At 49.5% G+C, this 24,804-nt stretch carries 28 protein-coding genes and 1 pseudogene; all 29 read right to left on the reverse strand.

Annotation, left to right across the window (positions count from 1 at the left end; all coding sequences use genetic code 11):
• Positions 1-46: 46 nt before the first annotated feature.
• The 29 genes and pseudogenes from frr to flgG all read right to left on the reverse strand — a co-directional run bounded on the left by frr (position 47) and on the right by flgG (position 24,786).
• A complete protein-coding gene (gene frr, locus JI735_RS27955) occupies positions 47-601 on the reverse strand; it encodes a ribosome recycling factor (protein ID WP_020434090.1) in 555 nt (184 codons plus the stop codon).
• The gene (gene pyrH / locus JI735_RS27960) at positions 601-1,329 is read right to left on the reverse strand and encodes a UMP kinase (RefSeq protein WP_039836586.1); all 729 of its coding nucleotides are present in this window, start codon (positions 1,327-1,329) and stop codon (positions 601-603) included. Before pyrH ends, frr begins: the two co-directional genes overlap by 1 nt.
• Before the next feature lie 105 nt (positions 1,330-1,434).
• Positions 1,435-2,085 (reverse strand): translation elongation factor Ts, encoded by a 651-nt coding sequence (tsf, locus tag JI735_RS27965; RefSeq protein WP_020434092.1) that lies wholly within the window; start codon positions 2,083-2,085, stop codon positions 1,435-1,437.
• 133 nt (positions 2,086-2,218) lie between these two features.
• Positions 2,219-2,920, reverse strand: coding sequence for a 30S ribosomal protein S2 (gene rpsB / locus JI735_RS27970; RefSeq protein ID WP_020434093.1), 702 nt, complete (start codon positions 2,918-2,920; stop codon positions 2,219-2,221).
• A 199-nt stretch (positions 2,921-3,119) separates the two neighbouring features.
• Complete coding sequence (locus tag JI735_RS27975; RefSeq protein ID WP_039836585.1) at positions 3,120-3,767, reverse strand: MltG/YceG/YrrL family protein; 648 nt, start codon at positions 3,765-3,767, stop codon at positions 3,120-3,122.
• Positions 3,764-4,330, reverse strand: a complete 567-nt coding sequence (locus JI735_RS27980; RefSeq protein ID WP_039836584.1) for a hypothetical protein — start codon at positions 4,328-4,330, stop codon at positions 3,764-3,766. The genes JI735_RS27975 and JI735_RS27980 overlap by 4 nt, the downstream gene beginning before the upstream one ends.
• Before the next feature lie 40 nt (positions 4,331-4,370).
• The gene (locus tag JI735_RS27985) at positions 4,371-4,682 is read right to left on the reverse strand and encodes a hypothetical protein (protein ID WP_039836583.1); all 312 of its coding nucleotides are present in this window, start codon (positions 4,680-4,682) and stop codon (positions 4,371-4,373) included.
• Positions 4,683-4,767: 85 nt separating this feature from the next.
• Complete coding sequence (locus JI735_RS27990) at positions 4,768-6,171, reverse strand: flagellar assembly protein A (protein WP_039836582.1); 1,404 nt, start codon at positions 6,169-6,171, stop codon at positions 4,768-4,770.
• A 30-nt stretch (positions 6,172-6,201) separates the two neighbouring features.
• A complete protein-coding gene (locus JI735_RS27995) occupies positions 6,202-6,990 on the reverse strand; it encodes a FliA/WhiG family RNA polymerase sigma factor (protein WP_020434098.1) in 789 nt (262 codons plus the stop codon).
• A gap of 49 nt (positions 6,991-7,039) precedes the next feature.
• Entirely contained in the window at positions 7,040-7,456 is a 417-nt protein-coding gene (locus JI735_RS28000; RefSeq protein WP_039836581.1) for a hypothetical protein, read from the reverse strand.
• Positions 7,457-7,458: 2 nt separating this feature from the next.
• Positions 7,459-7,956 carry a chemotaxis protein CheD gene (locus JI735_RS28005; protein ID WP_039836579.1) on the reverse strand — a complete coding sequence of 166 codons (498 nt, stop codon included), beginning with the start codon at positions 7,954-7,956 and terminating at the stop codon, positions 7,459-7,461.
• On the reverse strand, positions 7,949-8,542 hold the full coding sequence (locus JI735_RS28010) for a chemotaxis protein CheC (RefSeq protein ID WP_269847235.1): 594 nt from the start codon (positions 8,540-8,542) through the stop codon (positions 7,949-7,951). The genes JI735_RS28005 and JI735_RS28010 overlap by 8 nt, the downstream gene beginning before the upstream one ends.
• A 36-nt stretch (positions 8,543-8,578) precedes the next feature.
• Entirely contained in the window at positions 8,579-9,040 is a 462-nt protein-coding gene (locus JI735_RS28015) for a chemotaxis protein CheW (RefSeq protein WP_020434102.1), read from the reverse strand.
• Between the two features lie 28 nt (positions 9,041-9,068).
• Positions 9,069-11,132 (reverse strand): chemotaxis protein CheA, encoded by a 2,064-nt coding sequence (locus JI735_RS28020; RefSeq protein ID WP_202676644.1) that lies wholly within the window; start codon positions 11,130-11,132, stop codon positions 9,069-9,071.
• A 34-nt stretch (positions 11,133-11,166) separates the two neighbouring features.
• Entirely contained in the window at positions 11,167-12,561 is a 1,395-nt protein-coding gene (locus tag JI735_RS28025; RefSeq protein WP_039836573.1) for a protein-glutamate methylesterase/protein-glutamine glutaminase, read from the reverse strand.
• Positions 12,562-12,596: 35 nt separating this feature from the next.
• Positions 12,597-13,478, reverse strand: a complete 882-nt coding sequence (locus JI735_RS28030) for a MinD/ParA family protein (RefSeq protein WP_039836571.1) — start codon at positions 13,476-13,478, stop codon at positions 12,597-12,599.
• A complete protein-coding gene (gene flhF, locus JI735_RS28035; protein WP_202676645.1) occupies positions 13,475-14,917 on the reverse strand; it encodes a flagellar biosynthesis GTPase FlhF in 1,443 nt (480 codons plus the stop codon). The genes JI735_RS28030 and flhF overlap by 4 nt, the downstream gene beginning before the upstream one ends.
• Positions 14,914-16,947 carry a flagellar biosynthesis protein FlhA gene (flhA, locus tag JI735_RS28040; protein WP_039836566.1) on the reverse strand — a complete coding sequence of 678 codons (2,034 nt, stop codon included), beginning with the start codon at positions 16,945-16,947 and terminating at the stop codon, positions 14,914-14,916. Before flhA ends, flhF begins: the two co-directional genes overlap by 4 nt.
• Before the next feature lie 18 nt (positions 16,948-16,965).
• Positions 16,966-18,059: pseudogene (gene flhB, locus JI735_RS28045) on the reverse strand (flagellar biosynthesis protein FlhB).
• Positions 18,060-18,080: 21 nt separating this feature from the next.
• Positions 18,081-18,866: a flagellar biosynthetic protein FliR gene (fliR, locus tag JI735_RS28050; RefSeq protein ID WP_039836564.1), complete on the reverse strand. Its 786-nt coding sequence runs from the start codon at positions 18,864-18,866 to the stop codon at positions 18,081-18,083.
• A gap of 10 nt (positions 18,867-18,876) precedes the next feature.
• Positions 18,877-19,146, reverse strand: coding sequence for a flagellar biosynthesis protein FliQ (fliQ, locus tag JI735_RS28055; RefSeq protein ID WP_020434111.1), 270 nt, complete (start codon positions 19,144-19,146; stop codon positions 18,877-18,879).
• A gap of 22 nt (positions 19,147-19,168) precedes the next feature.
• Positions 19,169-19,936, reverse strand: a complete 768-nt coding sequence (gene fliP / locus JI735_RS28060; protein ID WP_039836563.1) for a flagellar type III secretion system pore protein FliP — start codon at positions 19,934-19,936, stop codon at positions 19,169-19,171.
• Positions 19,933-20,460 carry a flagellar biosynthetic protein FliO gene (locus tag JI735_RS28065; RefSeq protein ID WP_020434113.1) on the reverse strand — a complete coding sequence of 176 codons (528 nt, stop codon included), beginning with the start codon at positions 20,458-20,460 and terminating at the stop codon, positions 19,933-19,935. Before JI735_RS28065 ends, fliP begins: the two co-directional genes overlap by 4 nt.
• Positions 20,461-20,469: 9 nt before the next feature.
• Positions 20,470-20,835, reverse strand: a complete 366-nt coding sequence (locus tag JI735_RS28070; RefSeq protein WP_019910416.1) for a response regulator — start codon at positions 20,833-20,835, stop codon at positions 20,470-20,472.
• Positions 20,836-20,862: 27 nt separating this feature from the next.
• Positions 20,863-22,131, reverse strand: coding sequence for a flagellar motor switch phosphatase FliY (fliY, locus tag JI735_RS28075; RefSeq protein WP_039836561.1), 1,269 nt, complete (start codon positions 22,129-22,131; stop codon positions 20,863-20,865).
• A complete protein-coding gene (gene fliM / locus JI735_RS28080) occupies positions 22,121-23,119 on the reverse strand; it encodes a flagellar motor switch protein FliM (RefSeq protein ID WP_039836560.1) in 999 nt (332 codons plus the stop codon). The genes fliY and fliM overlap by 11 nt, the downstream gene beginning before the upstream one ends.
• Positions 23,120-23,159: 40 nt before the next feature.
• Positions 23,160-23,627 (reverse strand): flagellar basal body-associated FliL family protein, encoded by a 468-nt coding sequence (locus tag JI735_RS28085; protein ID WP_020434116.1) that lies wholly within the window; start codon positions 23,625-23,627, stop codon positions 23,160-23,162.
• Positions 23,624-23,848 (reverse strand): flagellar FlbD family protein, encoded by a 225-nt coding sequence (locus tag JI735_RS28090; RefSeq protein ID WP_020434117.1) that lies wholly within the window; start codon positions 23,846-23,848, stop codon positions 23,624-23,626. The genes JI735_RS28085 and JI735_RS28090 overlap by 4 nt, the downstream gene beginning before the upstream one ends.
• Positions 23,849-23,967: 119 nt before the next feature.
• Complete coding sequence (flgG, locus tag JI735_RS28095; protein ID WP_039836559.1) at positions 23,968-24,786, reverse strand: flagellar basal body rod protein FlgG; 819 nt, start codon at positions 24,784-24,786, stop codon at positions 23,968-23,970.
• Positions 24,787-24,804 lie beyond the last annotated feature (18 nt).

The raw sequence follows: 24,804 nt of genomic DNA on the forward strand, positions 1-24,804 counted from the left end.
ACAAACCCCACCATAAACGGAGGGGCCTGAAGTCTCTTGAATTCCATTATACTTCCATAATCTCTTTTTCTTTGGCCAAGAGCACTTTATCAACTTCAGCTATGAACTTATCCGTTGACTTCTGAATGTCCTCCTGGTGCCCGTGGGATTCATCTTCCGAAATTCCGTTCTTCTCCATCTTCTTGATGTCATCATTGGCATCACGGCGGATGTTGCGGATAGCCACCTTGGCTTCCTCACCAAATTTCTTGGTGAATTTCACCAGTTCAGTGCGGCGTTCTTCGGTCAGCGGCGGGATGGATAGGCGGATAATCGTTCCGTCGTTCGCCGGAGTAATTCCGATATCCGATTTCAGGATCGCTCGTTCGATATCGGACATCGAAGTTTTATCCCAAGGCTGAATCAGCAATGTCCGTGAATCCGGCGTGCTGATATTGGCCAGCTGGTTGATCGGGGTAGGCGCACCGTAATACTCCACTTGAATGCGGTCCAGAAGTGACGCCGAAGCGCGTCCCGCCCGCAGTGTCGCCAAATCGCGTTTTAGTGATAAAATCGCTTTTTCCATACGCTCTTCGGCATTTTTCTTCACCGATTGTGGCATTAATCTACACTCCCTTTAACAATCGTCCCGATCTTCTCACCGAGAACGACACGTTTGATATTGCCTTGCTCTGTAATAGCAAACACAATGAGCGGTATATTATTATCCATGCACAGAGAGGAAGCTGTGGAATCCATAACGCCAAGATTTTTGCTCAGCACTTCCATATACGTAAGCTGCTCGTATTTCACGGCAGTACTGTCTTTGAACGGGTCAGCGGAGTATACACCATCCACTTTGTTCTTCGCCATAAGAATAACTTCCGCTTCGATTTCAGCTGCCCGCAGTGCTGCTGTCGTATCTGTAGAGAAGAACGGATTACCCGTACCCGCAGCAAAAATAACTACACGGCCCTTCTCCAAATGCCGTATCGCACGGCGGCGAATGTAAGGTTCAGCAATCTGCTGCATAGCGATCGAAGTCTGGACCCGTGTCGGCACATCAATTTGCTCCAGGGCATCCTGCAAGGCAAGGGAGTTCATCACCGTCGCCAGCATCCCCATATAGTCGGCTGTGGCCCGGTCAATGCCGCTTGCACTGCCTGCGATTCCACGCCAGATATTGCCTCCACCGCACACAATAGCAACCTGAACCCCTAGCTCAACGACTTCCTTGACCTGCTCCGCGATGGAAATAATCGTATCGGCGTCAATGCCATATCCGTTTTGACCTGCGAGAGATTCTCCGCTAACCTTAAGGACTACCCTCTTAAATACCGGCTGTTCCAATTGTATACCCTCACTTTCTTACAAAAGACGGAACACTACGTGTATGTGTTCCGCTCTTTTGATGCTTGCCATTATTCAATTCTGTAAGCTGTAAACAGTGTGCTGTTATTGATTGACTTGCGCCATAACTTCTTCTACAAAGTTGTCAACTTTCTTTTCCAGACCTTCGCCCAGCTCATAACGGACAAAGCGGCGGATGGAGATGTTTTCTCCGATCGTGCTGATTTTTTCGTTCAGCAGTTGGGAGATCGTTTTGTCTTGGTCTTTCACAAAGGTTTGTTCCAGCAGACAGTGTTCTTCGTAGAACTTGCTGATGCGGCCTTCTACCATTTTTTCAACGATTTTTTCCGGCTTGCCTTCGTTCAGCGCTTGAGCCTTCAGAATTTCTTTTTCTTTCTCTACAGCTTCAGCCGGCACTTCTTCACGACGAACATAAAGCGGGTTAGCTGCTGCGATCTGCATAGCGATATCACGGGCAAATTCCTTGAAGGAATCCGTTTTACCTACGAAGTCAGTTTCGCAGTTGATTTCCACAAGCACGCCAATGCGTCCGCCAGCGTGGATGTAAGATTCAACAACACCTTCGGTTGCAATACGTCCAGCTTTGTTAGCAGCTGCGGAAAGACCTTTTTCACGAAGCAATTCTGCTGCTTTGGTGATATCACCGTTAGCTTCTTCCAGCGCTTTTTTGCAATCCAGCATGCCTGCGCCAGTTCTTTCACGAAGTTCTTTTACTGCTTTTGCATCTACTGCCATTGTTATTTCCCCTCCAGATAGTTGTCGTTATATTGCATTTTCAAGTCTATTATCCTAAAAAAAGGGCAGTGAGAGGTTATCCACCTGCCAACCACCCTTTTCATTTAAGTTCTTGTTAAGTCCCGGCTGCTGCTTAAGCTGTAGTTGTATCTTCGCCCTGGTGAGCTTCAACCACTGCGTCAGCCATTTTGCCAGTGAGCAATTTCACGGCGCGGATCGCGTCGTCATTACCCGGAATTACATAGTCGATTTCATCCGGATCACAGTTGGTATCAACGATAGCCACGATTGGGATACCCAGTTTGCGGGCTTCCGCAACAGCGATGCGCTCTTTACGCGGGTCAATGATAAACAGCGCGCTAGGCAGGCCTTTCATGTTTTTGATACCGCCGAGGAATTTTTCAAGACGATCTTTCTCTTTGCGGAGAAGGATAACTTCTTTCTTAGGCAGAACTGCGAAGGTACCGTCTTCTTCCCAAAGTTCCAATTTCTTCAGACGGTCAATCCGTTTCTGAATAGTCTGGAAGTTAGTCAGGGTACCACCCAGCCAACGTTGGTTAATGAAGAACATACCCGAACGTTCAGCTTCTTCTTTTACGGAATCCTGTGCCTGCTTCTTAGTTCCTACGAATAGGATTGTGCCGTTGTCGCCAGCGACGCTTTTTACAAAGTTGTAAGCTTCCTCTACCTTCTTGACTGTCTTTTGCAAGTCAATAATGTAAATTCCGTTTCTTTCAGTGAAGATATAACGATCCATCTTTGGATTCCAACGACGGGTCTGGTGACCGAAGTGAACCCCAGCTTCGAGAAGCTGTTTCATGGAGATTACTGCCATCTTCACACACCTCCTAGGTTTGGTTTATTGTGTGTCTCCTCCGCCGCGTGTCATTTTCCTACAAGACTTTCTTCAGAAGAAAGCACCCCTTGTCGAAATCAACCGGCGTGTGTTTTAACACCGTTTATTACTATACCATATTCAAACAGCGTATGCAACGCTTCATGTTAATTTCTTAGGGGCCATGCTGCGCCTACGTTTACTTCACGGTAATCAGCTTGTCGATGATAGAATCGATGCTTTCTCCCTTTGTAAAGTTATAGCCGCCGTACTGAATTTTTGTATTGATTTTACGGCTGATGGCGCTTTTGAGAAACTCTGCCTTATCCTTGACCACTCCAGCCTCAGCCAAAAGATCAGCGGTCCCGGAGAGCGTTGCTCCTGTAGGGATCTTTACGGAAATCCCGCCTGCTGCCGCCGGATCGGGTGTGGAGGGTGCTTGTACCGGCAGCTTCGTTGCCTGCGGTTTCACTGCGGCCGTGGTCTTGGGTGCAGCAGGTGCTGAAGGCTCCGCAGGTGTTACAGCAGCGGTTGGCTGTGAAGCAGCCTTGGGCGAAGCTGCAGGCGAGGCTTGCGGGGATGCAGAAGGTTTGGCGGAGCCTGCCGGAGCCGTCGCGGCCGGATTTCCCGCCGCAGCGGGATCTTTGCTCCGCTGATCCCCTTCTCCCTCTGCTGCCGGTGCATCAGCAGCTTTGTCGGTTACTGTCAGGTTCAGCTTGGCCGCTTCCTTGAGCAGCTGCTCTTTGGTCATAGGGGCGGCTCCGCCGGCGAGCATCAGTTGAAGCAGCAACGCTCCGCTAATCAGTCCGGCACCAAGGCCAAGCATGAACGAGCGATTCTTGATCATACCGACTCCTCCTGCTTGGCCAGCTGCAGAATCAGCTGGACTTCTCCGCGCTGCAGACCTGCAGTCTTAGCAATAGAGTCAATAGATTTACCTTGCTCATGCAGCTCGAACAACCGGGGATAACGCTGCTTGATCGAACTGACCGGTTTGGGTTTGGGAGCAGGCTCTCCGGTTAAAGGCTCCTTGACGCCCTGCTCAGCCGTCCCCGCAGCGCTGCCCTTGCCAAAGGCTGCTGACAGCTGGAGCAGGCTTTTTTCCTCAGCGGTCAGCCGGGCTTCCAGGAGCAGCGAGCTTTTTTGCAGTTCGGCCACCTGCTCCCGCAGACCGGCAATTTCCTCCTGGAGGGCAGCCCGGTTATTCTGGGACTGCTGCTTGATGCCGCTGACCAGCTGCAGCAAGTTGTCATTATCACGCTCGATGTCTGCCATATACAGCTCAAGCGCGGCTTCGGTCTCTTTTAAACTTTGTCGGTCCGCTGTCTCGTTCTTGCTGCGGGCTGGCAGTCTCAGGGCATAGACGATAGCTACAGCGCCAACCAGCACGATGTATACCCATGGTTGCAAGTGCCTTATCTCCTTTTGCTGTTCAATTCAATACTGTCCATTATAGACTCAGGTCAATGCGGTGTCCCTTATAGGGATGCTCAGCATCGTGAGCAGTCTCGGTCTTTTGAGGTTTGGGCGGGGCAGAATGGCCGCCTGGCTGTTGGCCTCCGCCTCCATGATCGCGCAGAGCCGGTTCAGCGGATTCATCCACTTCACTGCTCCGCTGGGCGAGCTGTTCCGTCTGCTTCACATTCTGCCCGGCCAGCTGCTGCTGATCCAGCGCGGGACGATGCTGCAATCCGTTTTGAATTTTGCCTGCCTCCGTTGTCCGGGGCACAGCAATTTGGAGTTCCACCGGTTTCAGACTCATAATACCCTCTCCTCCACTGAAATGTTCACAGCGCTAAGCATAGGAATCCTGTACCTCCGGTAAACCGCCACAGCTGGCCCAGGCTTTACAGGTTAGGCGTCATGGTTATATCACCGTCGCTGTAAATGAAGGTAACCCGTTCTGTCGGGTCCTTCACAAAGCGGGTATACCTGCCGATAACAATCTTAGAGCCTCCATAGATGGTTTTAATAACCTCTACTCTGGCTCTGCCGGTATCCTCCAGCATTCTCTCAATCTCAAGGACGCGCTCTTTGATTTTTTTCTCCTCACGCATATGGGATTGCTTGGTAGCGTTCAGCTTCACACGAAGAGCCACCTTGTCAGGAGAGAGTTGACCGTTGTTTGCAAGCTGGTTAAGCAGATACAAAGCTTTGTTGGTCTTATCCTCATTCTCCAGCAGATGGCGCAATTCCTGGCGCAGTTCGTTGATCTCATTTCTAAGCTCAGGAACCACGCCTACCTCAATTGCTGTTGCTGTCGACATGGTGTTGCCGATGGTTCGCGCCACAACGCGTTCACCGGCCTGCACGATGCCCCCCACAATCAACCCCTTCGCACCATTGCACAGGACATCCCTGCCGGCCCTGATATTGGAATGCATCACGCTCTGTGTCACAATCACATCCTCGCCGGCGACTACATTCCCGTCCTGGATGAAGGAAACCTTCACATTTTTACCGGCGCTTACAAGACCTTTGTTGTATCCGATAATCCCTCCGGTAATTTCAATGGAGCCTCCGGAGATCAGTTCTGCTCCTTCAACCCCGCCTACCACACGGATATCACCCGCAGATTTGACGGTGAAACCTGTCAGCACGTTCCCCCGGATCACAACTGTACCCACAAAATCAATGTTGCCTGTGCTGTAATCCACATCCCCATTGACTTCATAGACCGGAAAAACATTAATTTTGCCTTTGTCGGTTAAGGTCACAAGCCCATCAATTGCTGCATACATGGCCGTTTCTTCCTGATCGACCAGCACGTTCTTGCCTACTTTGAAATGAGCCTCTTTGCCTGGTCTGAACGGCAGTTCCTCCCCAGTAACCATCGTGCCGCTTTTTCCCGGTTCCGGCGGAATGATTTTGGCGATAATCTGGCCTTTCAGAACATTATGAAGCCGCACCAGATCCTTGTAATCCACTTTCCCATCCGCCTTCTCCAGCGGTTTGCGGTCCTCTTCCAGATCGACAGTGAGTACTACTCTTCCGTCAGTACCATTTACAGCAGGTTCACCTATTGCAATAGGCACCCTACTGAAAAAATACTCTTCTGGGTTGCTGCTGATGCGTTGAACGATGTCCCGCTGAATCCCGTAGCGAATGTTGTGACTGTGCAGGAAGCTTTCCAGATCTTCAACCGTACAGGAGAAATTTTCATCCTTCTTAGAAAACTGAAGGTAAGCAATCCCCTTATCCTCCGAAAAGTTGATGCTAATATACTGGCTCAAAACATAATGACCGATCAATTTCTGCTCCCCCTTGTCACCGTCGCCCGGTTAGTCGTTTTGCATGAGAAGATCCCGGTTTTTCTCAAGTGTTCCTCTCAGCCGCAAAATAGCTTTGGAATGAAGCTGCGAAATCCGTGAAGGAGACAGTGACATCACCTCGGCGATCTCGCTCAATGACAAATCTTCATAATATAAAAGGGACACAACTGTCCGTTCTTTCACTGTTAATTTCTCGATGCCTTTGGTCAGGGTATCTCGTAGATAAAATTCATTCACTTTTCGATCCGGGTTCTTGGCTTTATCGTCCACCAATATGGACATACGGGTCTCTGATTCTTCTTCACGGATGGGATCCTCAAGCGAGCATAGCGACATGACCGCCACATCCTGCAGCATATTTTGAAATTCCGGCTCCGTAATGTTCAAATACTGGCTCATTTCCTCGTCACTCACAGATCTCAAGTATTTCTGTTCCAGCTGCTGGTAGGCATCCTCGATTTTTTTGGCTTTTTCCCGCACCGATCTGGGAACCCAGTCACTTTGCCGCAACGAGTCAAGGATCGCTCCGCGCACACGCCAGGATGCATAGGTCTGAAACTGGAGCCCCCGCTTGTAATCAAACTTCTCAATCGCGTCAATCAAGCCCATCACACCATTGCTGGCCAAATCGTCTTTGGATACATTCTTAGGCAGTCCCACTGCCAAACGGCTGGATACGTAGTCAACAATATGGAGATAACTCTCAATCAGCTTCTTTTTGGCTTCAGGATTCCCGTGCTCTTTCCACTGCTCCCAGAGCCCGTCAGTTTCTGATTGAGTAGCTTTATGCTCGTTCAACGGCTTTCACCCTTCCCAAAGTGTAGTCAGCGGGCCTAACAGAACCCGCTTATTCTTCTTTCAGGTGACGAACGGCCTTGGCCAATTCTTCAGGATCTTTCATAGAGACCAGCTTGGGAGGCTGCATCGGCGTAAAGCCCTCCGCGTCCCCGCTTGCCTTTTCCGGCTTTTGCTTCAGCAGATTGATTAATTCTTCATCCTGGGACGGAGTGCTGATATCGAGATTGGAGCCAAGCTCCTCAGTCCCCCCGGCAGAGATTGTCTCACCGCTCTCCGTGGACCCGGATTGCTTAATAATAAAACCCAATACCCATCTTAGAAGGAAGGCAAGCAGAAACCAGACAATAAAACTAATAATTCCTCGAATCAGGCTGGTTCCCAGTAAGTTATGCCCATAATTGATAAGAAAGGTAAAGGCAAATCCAAGCAATCCGAACAACAGACTCAATAGAATTTTACCCTTCATGGCTATATTTCCTTCGTGCCTTTTTGAACACTGCGGATATACAATATCCCGGTGTTGCAGGCGATTTCTATAGTGCGGCCGAAGTTTCCGCCTGTATCCTCGGCGATAAGCGGTATGTTCAAGGCCTCAAGAGCAAGCTTGCAGGATTCCACATTACGAGGCCCGATCCTCATGGTGTCACTCCCCCCGGCAAAGGCAAACATCTGGGACCCTCCAGCCATTTTGGCTACAAGACGGCTCCGGACGGCGCCAAGCGCGAGCAAGCGGGATAATAGCTCCGGCAGTGCGGTATCCGCAAATTTGGCGATGTTCATCTGTCCCTCCCGGGCAATTTCGGATGAGGGCAGCATCACATGTGCCATCCCTGCAAGCTTTTTCCCAGGATCGAACAAAGTAACTCCTACGCAGGAGCCGAGACCTGTTGTACGAACCAGACTTTCCTCACTGCCTACGTTAAGATCCGCCATACCTACTTTAATAACGTTTTGCTCTTCAATCATTATCGAACGGTACTCCTAATGCTTTGAAGATTTTCGGGAAAGATTCCGGATCGGGTATAAGGAAAAATTGCCCTTCAATTTCGTTGTGCCCCTCAAGGAAAGTGGTATCGATCAGCAAAGCATCATCACCCATTTGCCCGAACTGCAGCAGACCATAGCTTAGAATCGCCCCAGCCATATCCATCGCCAGCGCCGGTACGGTCGGATACATGGACAGCGAGGTGAAGTCCGCAAGAGAGGATAAATAAGAGCCGGCCAGAATGTTGCCGATTTCGTTCAGTGCCGACAGCTCCATCTCGCCCAATTCCCCATTGCCTGTGAGCTCAATCCCGGCTATCCGGCTAAGCAGGTTAATTGCGGCCTCCGGTGTCAGGATGAAGAACAGATTGCCCGGCGCTTCTCCTTCAACCCGCAGGAACACAGCATAGACCAGTTCTTCCGCCCCGCCGACCTTGTCCGTAATTTCTTCAAAATTAAGCAGCTGAACTTTGGGGACAGCCATGTCAATCGGTTTGCCCAGAAGCTGTGACAGCGCGGTGGCAGCGTTGCCGGCTCCTATATTACCGACTTCCTTGAGCACATCCATTTTAAAATCCTTGAAGTTTTTGAATAGCTCCACAGGTTAGCCCTCTAGACTTTCCAACTGCACAATTTCATTCTTGTTCAGCACTTCGGACAAGTTGAGCATGATGAGCAGACGGTCTTCTCCGATTTTGGCCACCCCGTCCAGATATTTCGCTTTGATGCCGCCCACTACATCCGGAGGGGTATCAATCGCATCCTGGTTCAAATCAATAACATCGTTGGCCGAATCTACAATAAAGCCTACTTCCATTTCGTTGACTGCCACGATAATGATACGGGTCTGGTCTGTGTGCTCCGCTTCTTCAATCCCGAACCGGCCGCGCAAATCAATAACCGGAATCACTACTCCGCGCAGATTGATAACCCCTTTGATAAAGGAATACGTCTTGGGTACACGGGTAATCGGCATCATGCGCTCGATCGTCTGCACCTTATCCACTTCGATACCGTATTCTTCAGTTCCGAGTTTAAACACAATCACCTTAATGTCTTCAGCCATGGAATGAACCTCCCTGTTCTATCCTAAATTATTTAATAAAAGCATTCGGATCAATAATGAGTGCGACCTGCCCGTCACCAAGAATAGTGGCGCCGGATATGCCTTGAACCTCAGGCAAATATTTACCGAGATTCTTGATGACAATTTCGTTCTGCCCGATAAAATCCTGAACGGCCAGAGCGACCAGGCGTTCCCCCTTGCGCACAACCACAATTTCCGTCTCTTCCTCCGTGCTTTCATCATAATCCGGTACTGAAAAGATTTTGCTTAGTGAAACCAGCGGAATATGGCTGTTGCGGAACTCCACCATTTTGTTGCCGTGAATGCTCCGGATCTGGGTTTGCTTCACAATGCCGGTTTCCACAATGGACGAGAGCGGTATCGCGTATTTCTCCGTGCCCAGACGGACAAGCATAGCTGCGATAATCGACAAGGTCAGCGGCAGCTGCACTGAGAAGTTGGTACCTTTGCCTTGGGTGGAATAGACCACCACATTCCCGCCAAGTGAGGTGATTTTTGATTTGACAACATCCAATCCCACACCGCGGCCGGATACATCGGAGATTACTTCAGCGGTACTGAATCCCGGTGCGAATAGGAGCTGTATTGCCTCATCATCGGAATAACTCGATGCTTGTTCTTGCGAAAGAATGCCTTTTTTGATCGCCGACTGCAGTATTTTCTGCGGGTTGATTCCGGCACCGTCATCTTCGATTTCGATAAAGACATGGTTGCCGCTGTGGAATGCCCTCAGGTTAACTGTTCCTGTATCAGACTTGCCGGCGGCTAAACGGTCTTGAATCCCTTCGACACCATGGTCTACAGCGTTACGCAGCAAGTGGACCAGCGGATCACCGATTTCATCGATAACAGTGCGGTCCAGCTCCGTCTCGGCGCCGGTAACAATCAGGTCGATTTTTTTGTCCAGGGATTTGGCAAGGTCACGAACCATGCGCGGGAACCGGTTGAACACGGTATCCACCGGGACCATGCGCAGCTTCATGACAATATTCTGCAGATCTCCGCTGACCCGGCCCATATGTTCTACCGTTTCCGTCAGATCGGTGTTCTGAACCTCTGAAGCAAGCTGCTCCAGCCGGACCCGGTCGATGAGCAGCTCGCTGAAGAGATTCATCAGCACATCAAGCCGTTCAATATCTACACGGATCGTCCGGGAGGGTGCTCCTCCTGTTCTCGCAGGAGCCGGTTTGCCGGCGTCTTCTTTGGCATGTGCGGCAGATGCCGGTGAAGCATTAGAAACAGGGGCAGCTTCTTTTACAGGAGCAGGCGCTTCGGCCGTAGCGGCAACCGTATCCTGACCCATCTGACGCAAGGATTCCTGATCCAGAGCTACGGCAGTCACCTTGTCGATCTCAGACAGATTCAGAATCATCGCCTGGATCTCACTGGCTTCCTTTTGGGTTATGTAATAGAGCGAAAAGCTATGGTCAAATTTCTCCTGCTCTATGTCCTGAACCGAAGGGAAGGATTTGACAACCTCGCCGGAACGTTCGAGGAGATCAAAGACCATATATGCCCGCACTGCTTTGAGCTGGCAGTCCTTGCGGATGGCCACATCGACATACAGCACCTTATGGCCTTCCTGGAGCGACTGCTCCAGAACGGAGTATTGAAACTCATCAAGGAATACGGGAGCTTCGGCAGCCGGTGCTGCTGCCGAAGCGGCTGCAGCACCGGCTGCGGTCGGGATCTCGCCACGGACAATCGCCTGCAAAGACGCAACAATGGCCGATACATCCGCTTTGCCCTCTCCGCCGCCTGTAATATCCTCGACCATGGATTCCAGGGCGTCCAGACTTTTGAACAGGGTGTCAAAAATGAAATCCTGCATCCGCAGCTTGTTGTTGCGCACTAAGTCCAGAACATTCTCCATTTGGTGCGTAAGTGAAGCCAAATCCTCAAAGCCCATGGTTGCCGCCATACCCTTCAAGGTATGGGCAGAGCGGAAAATAACCTGTACAATACTCAGATCTTCAGGATTTGCTTCAAGCCCCATCATACTTTCGTTCAATGACTGCAGATGATCATTTGACTCATCAATAAACATGGATAAATATTGGTTCATGTCCATGAGCGGGCACCTCCCCTTCAAGTTCGCTTTTCCATTATTTTACGGCTTGCACCAGCCTTGGAGCAATTTCTTGCAAAGGCAGGACATGTCTTACACACTGCAATTCCACCGCAGAACGCGGCATCCCGTAAACCACACAGGTTTCTTCACTTTCGGCAAAGGTGGAGGTCACTCCCGAATCATAAAGTGACTTCATCATTCTGGCACCATCGCTGCCCATCCCTGTCATAATCACTGCGTGCCGCTCCAGTGAGGTATATGGAAGGATGGACTCGAAGAGTGTATCCACCGATGGACGGTGTCCGTTGCGGGCTTCTTCCAGAGTCAGATCAATGGCATATTGACCGCCCGCAGCCGGAACTACCCTCATATGATAACCGCCGGGAGCTATGTATGCCGCCCCCTGACGCAGAATCATTCCCTGTTCTGCTTCCGCCACTTCAAGCGGACTGAAAGTATTCAGCCGCTGGGCCAGCGACTTGGTGAAATTGGGCGGCATATGCTGCACAATGACAATAGGTGCTGGAAAATCAGCCGGAATATTTTCAAGAAATGCTTTTAAAGCTCTTGGACCGCCCGTGGAACACCCGACGGCTACCAGCTTGCGCAATCCCTTATTGGCGGATTTGCGGTCCCCGCCTGCTGCAGATGATTCATAATTGGCAGCAGCTGAAGCAGGCTGGCGCGAATCCGGCTGTGCCGGTTTGGCTTCCTCTTTCGAACGGTTTCTGGAGGGATCGGAAGCCGGCTTGGGAGGCAGCGCGGACCGCTTGGCCGTGTCTGGCGGAAGAGCGCCATCCGTAGCTGTTCTTCCCGGCGGACTTTTGCCCTTATCCTTCTCTGAGGCAGGGTTCAAATCCGGCTTGGCCTTCAGCCTGTCAGCCGGCTTGCGTGGAAGCTCCGGAGCTTTCTTGGGAGATTCCGGACTTCGTTTGACAGGCCCGCGCTCCGGTTGCGGTGCGGGGGCCGCCTCTGCAGCAGGCAGCTCAGGCACCTTGTATGCGGATGCTCTGGCTTCGCGCTGCTGGCGGGCAAGCATTGCCTCTTTCATTTGCTCTCTCAGCGAAACGCCCACAGCTATAATATCCTGTGAGTTCGATATGGAGGGCTTGCGGATAAAATCAAAAGCCCCCCACTCCAGTGCCAGAATGGTTTCCTTCATGCCCTCTTCATTAATACCTGAGAGCATGATTACCGGCAGAGGACGCTGCGCCATTATTATTTTGAGCGCCTCCAGGCCGTTCATTTCCGGCATTTCGACATCCATGGTGACCAGATCCGGAGAAAGTTCGTTGACTTTTTCAATGGCTTCACGTCCGTTGGATGCCGTCGCCGCAACCTGAAAGTTAGCATCATTTTCAATTAAATCGGAAATGATCTTGCGCATGAATGCAGAATCATCAACAACCAAAACTCGATAAGGTTTCATATCATTTCCACCTCTGTTCCTCGAATTCAGAACAATTATTCTTTTCGCTTCAACCACTTGCTGATAAATCCCTTGATGCCTTGAACTTTAGTGGTGTCTGCCGAATCAGCGGCCAAATAGCTAAGCGCAAGCCTATGTACATCTTTGGCTGCCGAACTGTTCGGAAAAGCCACCGAGAATGGAATCTGTCTCTTTACTGCCTGAACTACATGGGTGTCGCTGCTGATATATCCAAGAAAAGAAATATCCAATTGCAAAAACCGGCTTGCCGCCATGCGGATTTTATCACTGGTGGCGCGCGCCTCTTTCTCATCCCCTGCCTGATTGACGATCAGCCGGAAGGAAACCTTCGGATGGGAATTATTTACTACCTTTATCAGTGCGTAAGCATCCGTTATCGCAGTGGGTTCAGGTGTAGTGACCACCAGGCAGTCATCCGCCGAAGTAATGAATTTCATGGTTTCTTTGGAAAGCCCTGCTCCTGTATCGAAGAGAATAAAATCCATCGTGTCCGCAATTCCGGCGATCTGGTCCGTGAAGTAGCTCAGATCCGCCTCAGACAGCGAAAAAAGCTCGTCCATACCTGAACCGCCTGCGATAAAAGGAAGCCCGTTGGGTCCTTTATGAATGATCTCTCCGATATCCGCTTCCCTTTTCAGTAAATGATAAAGATTATACTTAGCCGACACACCCATAAGCACATCTATATTCGCCATACCGATATCAGCATCGAACAAGAGCACTCTTTTGCCCATCGCTTTGAGTGTGAGTGCAAAGTTCAAGGTGAAATTCGATTTGCCGACACCCCCCTTCCCACTGCAAACAGTGATAATCCGGGCGGATGCCTCCCCTCCGGATGCACGTTTGGGTCCCTGGCTGGACACAAGCCTCCTCAGGGATTGCGCCTGATCCATCACATTCCCCCTGTTCCCAAAATCATCCCGCTAAGCTGATCTTTGGTAGCAGCCAGCAAATCATCGGGTACATTCTGACCGTTGGTTATATAGGAAAGCTTGAGCGGGAAATCATTCAGAACATTGAAGAGCGGACCATAGCTTCCTGTCTCGTCCAGTTTAGTAAAGATCACTTTATCGAGCTGATAGCGGCCAAAATGTTCAGCAATCTTCTTCATATCCCGGCTTTTGGAGGTCAGGCTGAGCACCAGAAAGGTTTCACTTTTAAGCTCTTTGGCCAAAAGGCTCTGCAGCTCCGCTACCAGCATTTCGTTACGGTAATTCCGGCCTGCCGTATCCATAAGCACTAGATCACAGCTTTCGAGCCGGAACAAGGCTCTTTGCAAATCACCAGGAGACTGTACAACCTCCAGAGGCATATTGAGTATAGCCGCATAAGTGCGAAGCTGCTCTACGGCCGAAATCCGGTAGGTGTCCGAGGTAATCAGTCCAACCTTGCGCCCTTGCCTGAACAACTGCTCAGCGGCAAGTTTGGCAATGGTAGTGGTCTTGCCGACACCTGTTGGTCCTGCGATGTAAACAATCCGCGTATCCGGTGCAATCCCGTTAGCAATGCGCCCGGATAAAAAATCCTCAACCTGAGCGGCCATCCTGACATTGAACTGCTCCGGGGCCCAGATGCGGCCTTCCTCATGCCACTGGTCAAAAATATTGCTGATCCACTCATCGACCAGAACGGCATCCGTCTCCTGTTCCATCAGACGGTCTCTTATTTGCTCCAGCTGCTCTGGAAGCTCTACAGCACCAGATGAATAACGGGCAATCCGCTCCATCCATTGCTTCATGTCGCGAATCTCCCGCAGCACATCACTTTCCAGTTCAGGTGTAGATGCGGCATTCAATTTCTTGTTCCGGGCCTCATCTATGGCTGCCATGCCTGCAAGCTTAGCAGCTGGTGCTGCTGAATGCTGAATTGGAGCTTCCTCGGCTTCCAAGTAGCCAGTCTCTTCTTCCTCCTCCTGGACCGCAGGCAGTACGGCTACACTCCCTTTGTTCTCTAAGGTATCAGACAACGCCGCAGCAATCTCGGCAAAGGTCTGCTTCGCCGCTGCCTCACTCCCTGAGGTGGCCGTCCGAGCCGCTGGTTCATTTGCACCAGCGGCTGCAGGTGCCGAAGAGGCGGCCGCAGCCTTCTGGTATGCTTGGGGAACAGCGCTGCGTGGAATGTTCAGCGGGGCAGCTGGTGACTTTGCAGACGCTCCAGGCTTCTGGGCGTCCTCCACTGCCGCAACAACCTCAATTTTCTTCTTTTTGAACATCCCCATGAAACCGCCGACTCTGACCTCCTTGGTGCTTAAAATGACGGCATCGCTTCCCAGCTCGCTGCGGATGGAATGCATGGCGTCAGGCATCGTGTCGACCACATAACGCTTCACTCTCATAGATTCACCACCCCAACGCTTTGGATTTCAATATTTGGCTCCAGCTCACTGTAGGACAACACCGGGATGTCCTGCATAGTCCGTTCAATCACCTGGCGCAGATACATCCGTATTGTCGGGGAGGTCAGTACAATAGGCTGCTGTCCCGATTGAAGCAAACGGTTGATTTGCTCCGTAAGCCGCTGGTAAACGGTCTGTGTCGAGACAGGGTCCAGCGCAAGATAGCTGCCCTGCTCAGTCTGCTGCACACTTTCGGAGATTTTCTTTTCCAGATTCGGTCCCACTGTGATCACCCTTAACGTCTCTCCGGTCTGTGAGAACTGCTGTGTAATCTGTCTGGAGAGGGACTGCCGGACATATTCAGTCAGTACATCCGGGTCTTTGGTATAGGTTCCGTAGTCCGCCAACGTTTCAAAAATAGTCACCAGGTCACGAATCGAGATTTTCTCACGCAGCAGCTTGCCGAGCACCTTTTGAATATCCCCGATGGCCAGTACGGAAGGCACAAGCTCGTCCACCAGCACAGGATAATTTTCGCGGAGATTGTCGACAAGCTGCTTGGTTTCCTGCCGGCCCAGCAGCTCATGGCCATAACGTTTGATCAGCTCGGTCAAATGTGTAGCCACTACTGAAGGGGGATCAACCACGGTATAGCCTGACAATTCGGCCCGTTCCTTCACAGACTCGTCAATCCATAGCGCTGGCAGACCAAAGGATGGTTCTACCGTCTCAATTCCATGAATCGACTCATCCTCGTACCCTGGACTCATTGCCAGATAGTGATTAAGTAATAATTCACCACCGCCAACGTTATTTCCTTTAATTTTGATCACATATTCATTCGGTTTTAGTTGAATATTGTCGCGAATGCGAATAACAGGGACGACAAGACCCATCTCCAATGCACACTGCCGCCTGATCATGATAATACGATCCAACAAATCGCCGCCCTGGCCCGTGTCTGCAAGGGGGATAAGCCCGTACCCGAACTCAAATTCGATAGCATCGACAGAGAGCAGGTTGATTACACTTTCCGGACTGCGCACTTCCTCGATCTGTTTTTCTTCAACCAGCTGTTCTTCAGCTATTTGCTGACGACTGGCCTTTTGGCTCATAGTATAAGCGGCATAGCCTAATAGCCCCGCTAGTGGCAAGGTAGACATCACTGTAATCGGGGTGAAAAAACCGAGGAAAGCAATAGTTACGGCCACGATATACAGAAGCTTTGGATAAGAAAGTAGTTGTCCTGTTAAATCTTCCGCCAGATTGCCATCTGATGCTGCGCGGGTAACAATAAGCCCGGCAGCGGTTGAAATGAGCAGTGCTGGAATTTGGCTGACCAGACCATCCCCGATAGTCAATACGGAGTATGTCGAAAGAGCAGCCTGGAAAGACAATCCGTGAACAGACATACCGATAATGAAACCGCCGATCAGATTGATCAGTAGGATGATGATGCTCGCAATAGCATCTCCCTTGACGAACTTACTCGCACCATCCATAGACCCGAAAAAGTCGGCTTCACGTTCAATCTTGCGTCTGCGTTCACCAGCCTGCTGTTCATTAATCATGCCAGCGTTCAAATCGGCATCAATACTCATCTGTTTGCCGGGCATCGCATCCAGTGTAAACCGGGCGCCTACCTCGGCTACACGTTCCGAACCTTTTGTAATAACAATGAACTGCACGACGACAAGGATCAGGAAGACAATGAATCCAATAGCGATTTGTCCCCGGGCAATCCAGCTTCCGAACGTAGCTACAACCTCACCCGCATGACCATCCGACAGAATCAACTTCGTGGTTGAAATATTCAGTGCCAGACGAAACAAGGTTGTGATTAACAGCAATGAAGGGAATATCGAGAACTGCAGTGGGTCTTTTGTATTCATTGCTACCAGTATAATAGTTAAGGCTATCGAAATATTGATAATTAGCAGTACATCCAGAAGCCAAGCCGGGATGGGCAGAATCATCATAAGCACAATACCGATAACACCCAGTAGAACTGTTAGATCTCTTGCTTTCAATGTCCTCAACCTCCCGACTTATCTCCTCTTACCATTAAGCTTGTAAACATAAGCGAGTACTTCAGCTACTGCCTGAAAAAGATCGGCAGGAACGACATCGCCGATTTCTGTCCTTTGAAATAACGCTCGTGCGAGCGGCTTGTTCTCCATAGTTATAACACCATGCTCCTTAGCCAGTTCACGAATACGGAGTGCCACAAAGTCCTGGCCTTTGGCTATAATTTGCGGAGCCTCCATTTGGGATCCGTCATATTTCAGGGCAACTGCAAAATGTGTCGGGTTAGTGATGATCACATCCGCATTAGGAACCTCCTGCATCATCCGCTGCATAGCCATTCTTCGCTGCCGTTCCCGGATTTTGCCTTTAATGATCGGATCGCCTTCCATTTTTTTATATTCATCTTTGATATCCTGTTTGGACATTTTCAAGCTCTTCTCATGTTCGTACTTTTGATAAATGTAATCAAAAACAGCCATTATCAAGAGTACCGCCCCGATTTTGATGCCCAGGTTCATAGTCATCTTAGCTGCAAACCGGTAAGCCCCTTCCGCGCTAACATGGGCTAGGGAAGCGAAGCTTTCCTTTTCCCCCAAAGGGTACTGTAGACCAGATAGCCGATTATCAGAAGCTTGAAGATGGACTTTAGGAACTCCACAAAAGAACGCATGGAGAAAATATTCTTGAAGCCTTTGATCGGATTGATCTTGCTGAATTTTGGAGTCAGCCCTTCTGTCACCATCATAAAACCGACTTCAGCCAAATTCACTACAAGAGCCATCACAAACGTAATGATGAACAGCGGAGCCAGGAGAATTAATATCTGTATACCGTAATGTCTAAACATCTCGGATACATTCTCAGGAGTCACTTGCATCATCATTCGGTTCTGAAAGACATCCGTATACAGTTTAACAACCCGTTCTTTTATGAAACCCCCAAACATCATTAAGGTCAGAAGAGCCGATAACAACACAACCGCACCGGATAGTTCAGCACTTTTTGCAACTTGGCCCTTTTTACGTGCCTCCTGCCGCTTCTTCGGGGTTGCTTTCTCTGTTTTGTCTCCCCCGAAATGCTGAAGATTGAGTGCATAACGTTTCGTTTTCGGCATAACTCTCTCTCCTTAAGTCACCTAAGGACTCTTCCCCATAAGGCCCAGCAGATTGTGCATGGACTCAAACATGATGTCGAACAGATTCTGGAACAGCAAGGCCAGACCCGGCATTAATAATAGAAGCAGCGCAAGTCCTACAATGATTTTGAGAGGAACCCCGATGACGAACACGTTATACTGCGGAGCCGTTCTTGCCAGAAAGGCCAGACCAATATCCGTAAGAAAAAGTGCAGTAACCAGGGGGGCTGACATTTGAAAAGCCAGCATAAATGACTGTGCAAACGAGCGGACCAGAAATTCTGACAGGCTTCCGTCTATCATTTTGAGCAAAAGATTATTATCTATCGGAACCCATTTATAGCTGTACACGATAGCATCCAGTAAATAATGGTGTCCGTTCATGCTCAGGAACAGCAAAGTAGCAATCAGATATTTGAAGTTCCCGATGACAGGAGCTGAGGTGCCAGTCATTGGATCAATGACGTTGGCAATCCCGAAGCCGATTTGGATATCAATGAAGGAACCGGCTGTCTGAATGGCCATAAACATCAGATAGGCGATAAAACCAAGCAGCAAGCCTATTAATGCCTCACGGGCAATCAGCAGAATGTAAGTCAAGTCCTGGGGAACGGCAATCCCCGTCCCTCCTGAGCTGAAAATGACCAATGCTACAAAAAAGGAGAGTCCTATCTTGAACGTCGCCGGAATGCTTCTCGTAGAAAAAACAGGAACGACAACAAAAAAAGCGGAAATTCGACAAAAAATCAACAAAAAGACGGGAAAATTTTGAAGCCATGTCTCCATATTCATACTTTTAACCGATGTACATATTGAGGCTGCCCAGAATTTGCCCGGTAAAGTCTACCAGTTTGGTAATGATCCATGGTCCAAACAACAGTAATGCAAGCAGCACAGCTACGATTTTTGGAATAAACGCCAGGGTTTGCTCCTGGATCTGGGTTGTAGCCTGGAATATGCTGACAATTAGTCCTACCACCAGACCAAGAATCAACATGGGAGCGCTGGTTTCGAGCACTAAATATACGGCTTGACCGGCTAGGCCGATAATAAATTCCGTATTCATCCCTTATGCCTCCTCTTGAATCTCAGGTGTTGAAACTCAGTAGCAGTGATTTAACGACTAAATACCACCCGTCTACCAGTACAAAGAGCATTATCTTGAATGGCAATGAGATCATCACCGGTGGCAGCATCATCATCCCCATAGCCATCAGAGTGCTCGCTACCACAATATCAATAATCAGAAAGGGTATAAAAATCATAAAGCCCATGGTAAAAGCTTTTTTCATCTCTCCGATGGCAAAGGCTGGGACCATCACCGTCAATGGAATGTCGCTGTACGTTGCAGGCTTGACCGAAGTCTTGTTGCCGGTGTAGTTCATAAACAGCAGCAAATCCTTGGTGCTGGTCTGCTTGAACATGAACTCCTTCATGGGATCTGCCGCCTTGTTCAGCGCCTCGGTCTGAGTAATCGTCCCTTTCATGTACGGTTGAAGCGCTGTCTCATTCACTTTTGCCAGTGTCGGAGACATGATAAACAGCGTCAGGAACAGGGCCAATCCTACAAGCACCTGGTTAGGAGGCATTGATTGTGTTCCGAGCGAGGTTCTCACAAAGCCCAGAACGATAACAATCCGGGTGAAACTGGTCATTAGCACAAGAAAGGCCGGAGCCACGCTCAGAACCGTTACAAGCAGCAGAATAGAGATGGAGCTGGTGCCACTGCTTGAACCGTCACCGCTTCCCCCAACCTTAATATCAATATTAGGGATAGGATCAGCATGTACAGGGTGTATCAGCAAAGCGCTGAATACAACAAGTAGCAGAAGTGAAAAAATCAGTTTATTTTTCATAAATCCCTCGACTCATCCTTAAGCACATCATCCCGGAGCAGCTCTTCCATTTTCTCCTTACGCTCTGGTGCGAGCGCAAGCTTGGATTGCAAAGTCTCATAGAAAGAGGATGTTTCATTAAGTTCGATTTCCTGCGATGGCACTTCTCCGCGGAATTTGGCTCTAACCTTAGCAATAAACGGCGCAAGAAAGTTATTTTGTCCTGCAGATTGATCCTCAAATGCCGAAATGATCAGCGCTACCTCAGCCGGATCGGTGATTTTATCCATCATGGATATATTCTCACCGACCCCGATCAGATAGAGGCTGCCTCCGAGTTCAATAATCTGTATGGACTTGTTCGGCCCGAGGCCCAAAGCGCCAAGTGTACGGATGGAACGCCCGCTCATCAAGGTCTGATTGCGGCGTCCCAGAAAACGGATAAGCAGCACTATGAGCACAACAATTACCGCAAGGACAAAAATAACGTTTAATAAATTCAGCAGATTGTTACCTGTTCCCAGCGGTTCTACACTGACTGGCATAAATTCTTGTTACACACCCAGTGTTTTGTTGATTGCTTCAATAACACGGTCTGCCTGGAAAGGTTTTACAATAAAATCCTTGGCACCCGCTTGGATTGCATCAATGACCATAGCCTGCTGACCCATGGCAGAACACATGATGACTTTGGCGTTGGCATCTACTTTTTTGATTTCTTTTAGGGCGGCAATACCGTCCATTTCAGGCATGGTGATATCCATCGTGATCAGATCCGGACGCAGCTCCTTGAATTTCTCAATAGCTTGTGAACCGTCCTGGGCTTCACCCACAACCTCAAATCCGTTTTTGGACAAAATGTCCCGGATCATCATTCTCATAAATGCTGCATCGTCCACGATTAGAATTCGGTTAGCCATTTTTACAAAATCCTCCCTAAGTATGCTTTATTGTAGTTTTTGAATTCGGTCCCACTGGCTGACGATATCCGTAACGCGAACTCCGAAGTTTTCGTCGATAACCACGACTTCCCCTTTGGCAATAAGCTTGTTGTTAACCAGAATGTCTACAGGCTCACCGGCCAGCTTGTCCAGCTCGATGATGGAGCCTTGCGACATTTCCAGAATATCTTTGATCTGCTTCTGGGTCCTTCCTAATTCTACGGTTACTCTCAGTGGTATGTCCATCAATAAATTCAAATTATTTTCGTCAATATTTCCGAAGGCACCTGAGCTTAAGTTGGCAAACTGTACCGGCTGCACATTGACATTGCGGTTCGGTGCGGGCTGCTGCGGCGGAGCCTGCTGGTAAGGCACACCTTGAGGCGGCATTCCATACGGCGGCATCCCATAAGCCGGCATTCCTGCGGGAGGATAATAATATCCGCCTTCGGGCACACCCGGGTATGGCGGCGGAACCGCTCCAGGCTGCGCTGGAGGAGTCTGCTGCCCCGGAGCCGCTGGAGGAGGTTCATAAGCTGCTGCCGGTTTAGGCGGTGCCTCTGCCGCAGCTGCTGCCGTCTCCTGTTCCGACTGAACATCGCCCAGAAGCATAGATACCATGTCTTTGGCGAATTGTACCGGAAGCAGCTGCATAATAGTAGAATCAATCAGCTCCCCAATCCTGAGCCGGAATGAAATCTGGATCAGTGTTTCATCACCCGGAAGACTGCCTACGCCTTCTCCGCTGGACATATTCAGGATATCGATACCCGGAGGCGAGATATTCACGAAGCGGTTGAAAATGGTTGACATGGATGTGGCCGATGAGCCCATCATTTGGTTCATCGCTTCCTGGACTGCACTGATATGAATTTCATTCAAATCTTCGTCCTTAGGTTCACCTTCACCACCAAGCATCAGATCCGCGATGACCTGGGCATCCCTGATTTTGATAACCAGTGAGTTGATGCCCTGAAAACCATCCACATATTGAACATGCACCGCAACATGGGGTTTTGGAAAGGCTTCTTCGAACTCATCACGGGTGATGATGGATACCTCAGGAGTAGTGATGTCTACCTTTTTGCCCAGCAACGTGGACAGCGCAGTCGCTGCACTCCCGAATGTGATATTTCCGATTTCTCCCAATGCGTCCTGCTCAAAGGGGGTTAAGAAATCATCCACCGACTTTGCCGAAGGAGCACTTGGTCCTTCCGCAGACTGTCTGAGCAGAGCATCTATTTCTTCTTGGGACAAATAATCTTTACTCGTCAAAATCTTCAACTCCTTCGCTGACTATCTCGTCTATTTGCACAGCTACACGCTCTTTAATCATCCCAGGACTTCCGATGAATTTCAGCTTGTCCCCCACCTTGATTGACAGCCCGGAGTCAACAGTCCTGTTAAGAGAAATGACGTCGCCGACGCTGAGACCAAGAAATTCAGCAATGGATAAGCTCGATTCGCCCAGCTCGGCCACAATCGGCAGCTGCGCGCGATGAACTCTAGACCGGATTGCCTCAAGCTCAATCTCATCGCGCACCTTCTTTTCAGAAACAAACCATTGGTGAACGGACAGCCTCGTCATAATTGGCTCCAGAACAACGTGAGGTATGCAGAGGTTGATCATCCCGGTCGTGTCGCCTATTTTGGTGCTTAGTGAAATTAGAGCAATGGTTTCGTTGGGCGATACGATTTGCATGAATTGAGGATTGGTTTCCAATGCCTCCATGCGGGGACTGATATCAAGCACTGTCTTCCAGGCTTCCTGCAGACTCTCAAAGCATCTGCTGAAAATCCTTTCCATTATTGTTGTTTCAATTTCAGTGAGAGTACTGATTTTGGAAGGTGCCGTTCCAAAGCCTCCTAGCAATCTGTCCAACATGGCAAAGGCGATGTTCGGATGCACCTCCATAACCATCCGGCCTTCGAGCGGTTCAGCTTCGAAAATATTCAAAATCGTCATTTTAGGAATGGAGCGGATAAACTCGTCATAAGGGAGCTGCTCTACTTGAACGACATTGATCTGCACGAAGGTACGCAATTGGGCCGAAAAGTATGTCGTTAGATAACGGGCAAAGTTATCATGAATCCGTGTAAGGCTGCGGATGTGATCCTTTGAGAAGCGTACGGCCCGTTTGAAATCATAAGAGCGGACTTTCTTCTGGGTTTCCTCTTTTTTAAGTTCGTCGGCATCCATTTCACCGGATGATAGTGCGGCAAGCAGAGCATCAATTTCGTTTTGTGATAGTACATCAACCAATTTCAATCACCCCCCTATCAAAGAATTAATCCTCCAGCAGCTACATGGAAGCTAAAACAAAATCAGTGAATTCGAGCTGAGTGATCGTGCCCTCAGTCAAATTCTTGTTGATTATATTCATCAGCTTGCTGCTGAATTGATCTTTGCCGCTTGCCCCGTTCAGATCCTCAGGCTTGGCATCAGCAATCGCCTTGATAATAAGCGGCGTAATCTTAATAGCTTTTATCTTTTCGAATTCTTCCTTAGACTTCGCTGAATCCAGTTGGAACGCGATGTTTACTTTAAGGATATAATCGGGATCGGCAGTATTAGTTTTGATATCAGTGATTTCTGCCGTTAATGCGACGATCTCATCCGCGCTGAGCTTTTTGGTCTCCACGCTCTGAACTGCCGTATTCACGTCATTCGAATCACTGGGAAAGATCTTATCCATTAGTAAAAAGGCAGCTACAACTATAAGAGTTATTGCTAATAAAATTGTGATGAGCCACGGCAGCATCTTTTTCATGAAAGCTCCTCCATTGACTGGACTTTAATGGTGGCAGCATATGTGCCAATGTCCCTGTTATAATCACGGATCTTACGGATGACTTCATCGGCCTTTTCCAGCACGATCAGCCTTTTGCCAGTTACGAGCGTAATGTACGTATCCGGACTTTCTTCTACCATTTCTACCAGTAAAGCATTTAAAAACATGGGTGTACCATTCAATCTGGTTACCGAAATCATAACAGGCCTCCTAACAAAAAATAGGGGAGGAGTTCCTCCCCACGACTTCGCAATAACCTTTGCGCCAGAAGACGAAACGTTACCATTATACAGCAAGTTTATGATTATGGCCCAAAAAATTAACGCTTGAGGTTGACGACTTCCTGCAGCACTTCATCAGAGGTCGTAATAATGCGGGAATTGGCCTGGAACCCGCGCTGGGAAACAATCATTTCTGTAAACTCACCGGTCAGATCCACATTGGACATTTCCAGCTGGCCGGCAACGATGGCTCCCGTCCCTTCTTCAGCATTGTTGGCTGTTGTTGGAGCAAGCGCTCCATCAGCATTGGCGTTCAACGTCATCCGGTACAGGTTGCCGCCGATCTTTTCCAAGCCTTGCGGATTGCTAACCTTAGCTACCCCGATTTTCGTATCCGAATCGATGGTTCCGTCTTGCTGCGTTTGTAAAACTGAACCGTCAGCGGAGATGGAGAATGCGGTAGTGCCTTCAATCAATTGAATAGGTTCACCAGCGGAATTAAGCACATGGAGACCGTCAGAGGTCAGCAGGTTGCGGGCAGAATCCACATGAAAATCACCGGCGCGGGTAAGGAATGGCGTTTCCTGCTCGTCAGCGAGCTTCACCAGGAAAAATCCGTCCCCGTCAATCCGCAGGTCCGTCGGATTATTGGTGGTCATGGCGCTGCCGGCCAAGTGCATGGTGTCAATGGAGCCAATGCTGACTCCAAGCCCAATCTGCTTGGCATTCACGCCGCCCTGACCGCCTTCCACAGGAGCCGTAACCCCGGATACCGTCTGGCTCATAATATCCTTGAACATGACGCGTCCGGACTTGAAGCCAATGGTATTCACGTTCGCAATGTTGTTGCCGATTACGTCCAGCTTAGTCTGGAATCCGCGCATACCGGATACCCCTGAGTACATAGATCTTAGCATTATTTGTCTTCCTCCCGG

The sequence above is a fragment of the Paenibacillus sonchi genome (genome assembly GCF_016772475.1).
GTDB lineage: Bacteria > Bacillota > Bacilli > Paenibacillales > Paenibacillaceae > Paenibacillus_AQ > Paenibacillus_AQ sonchi.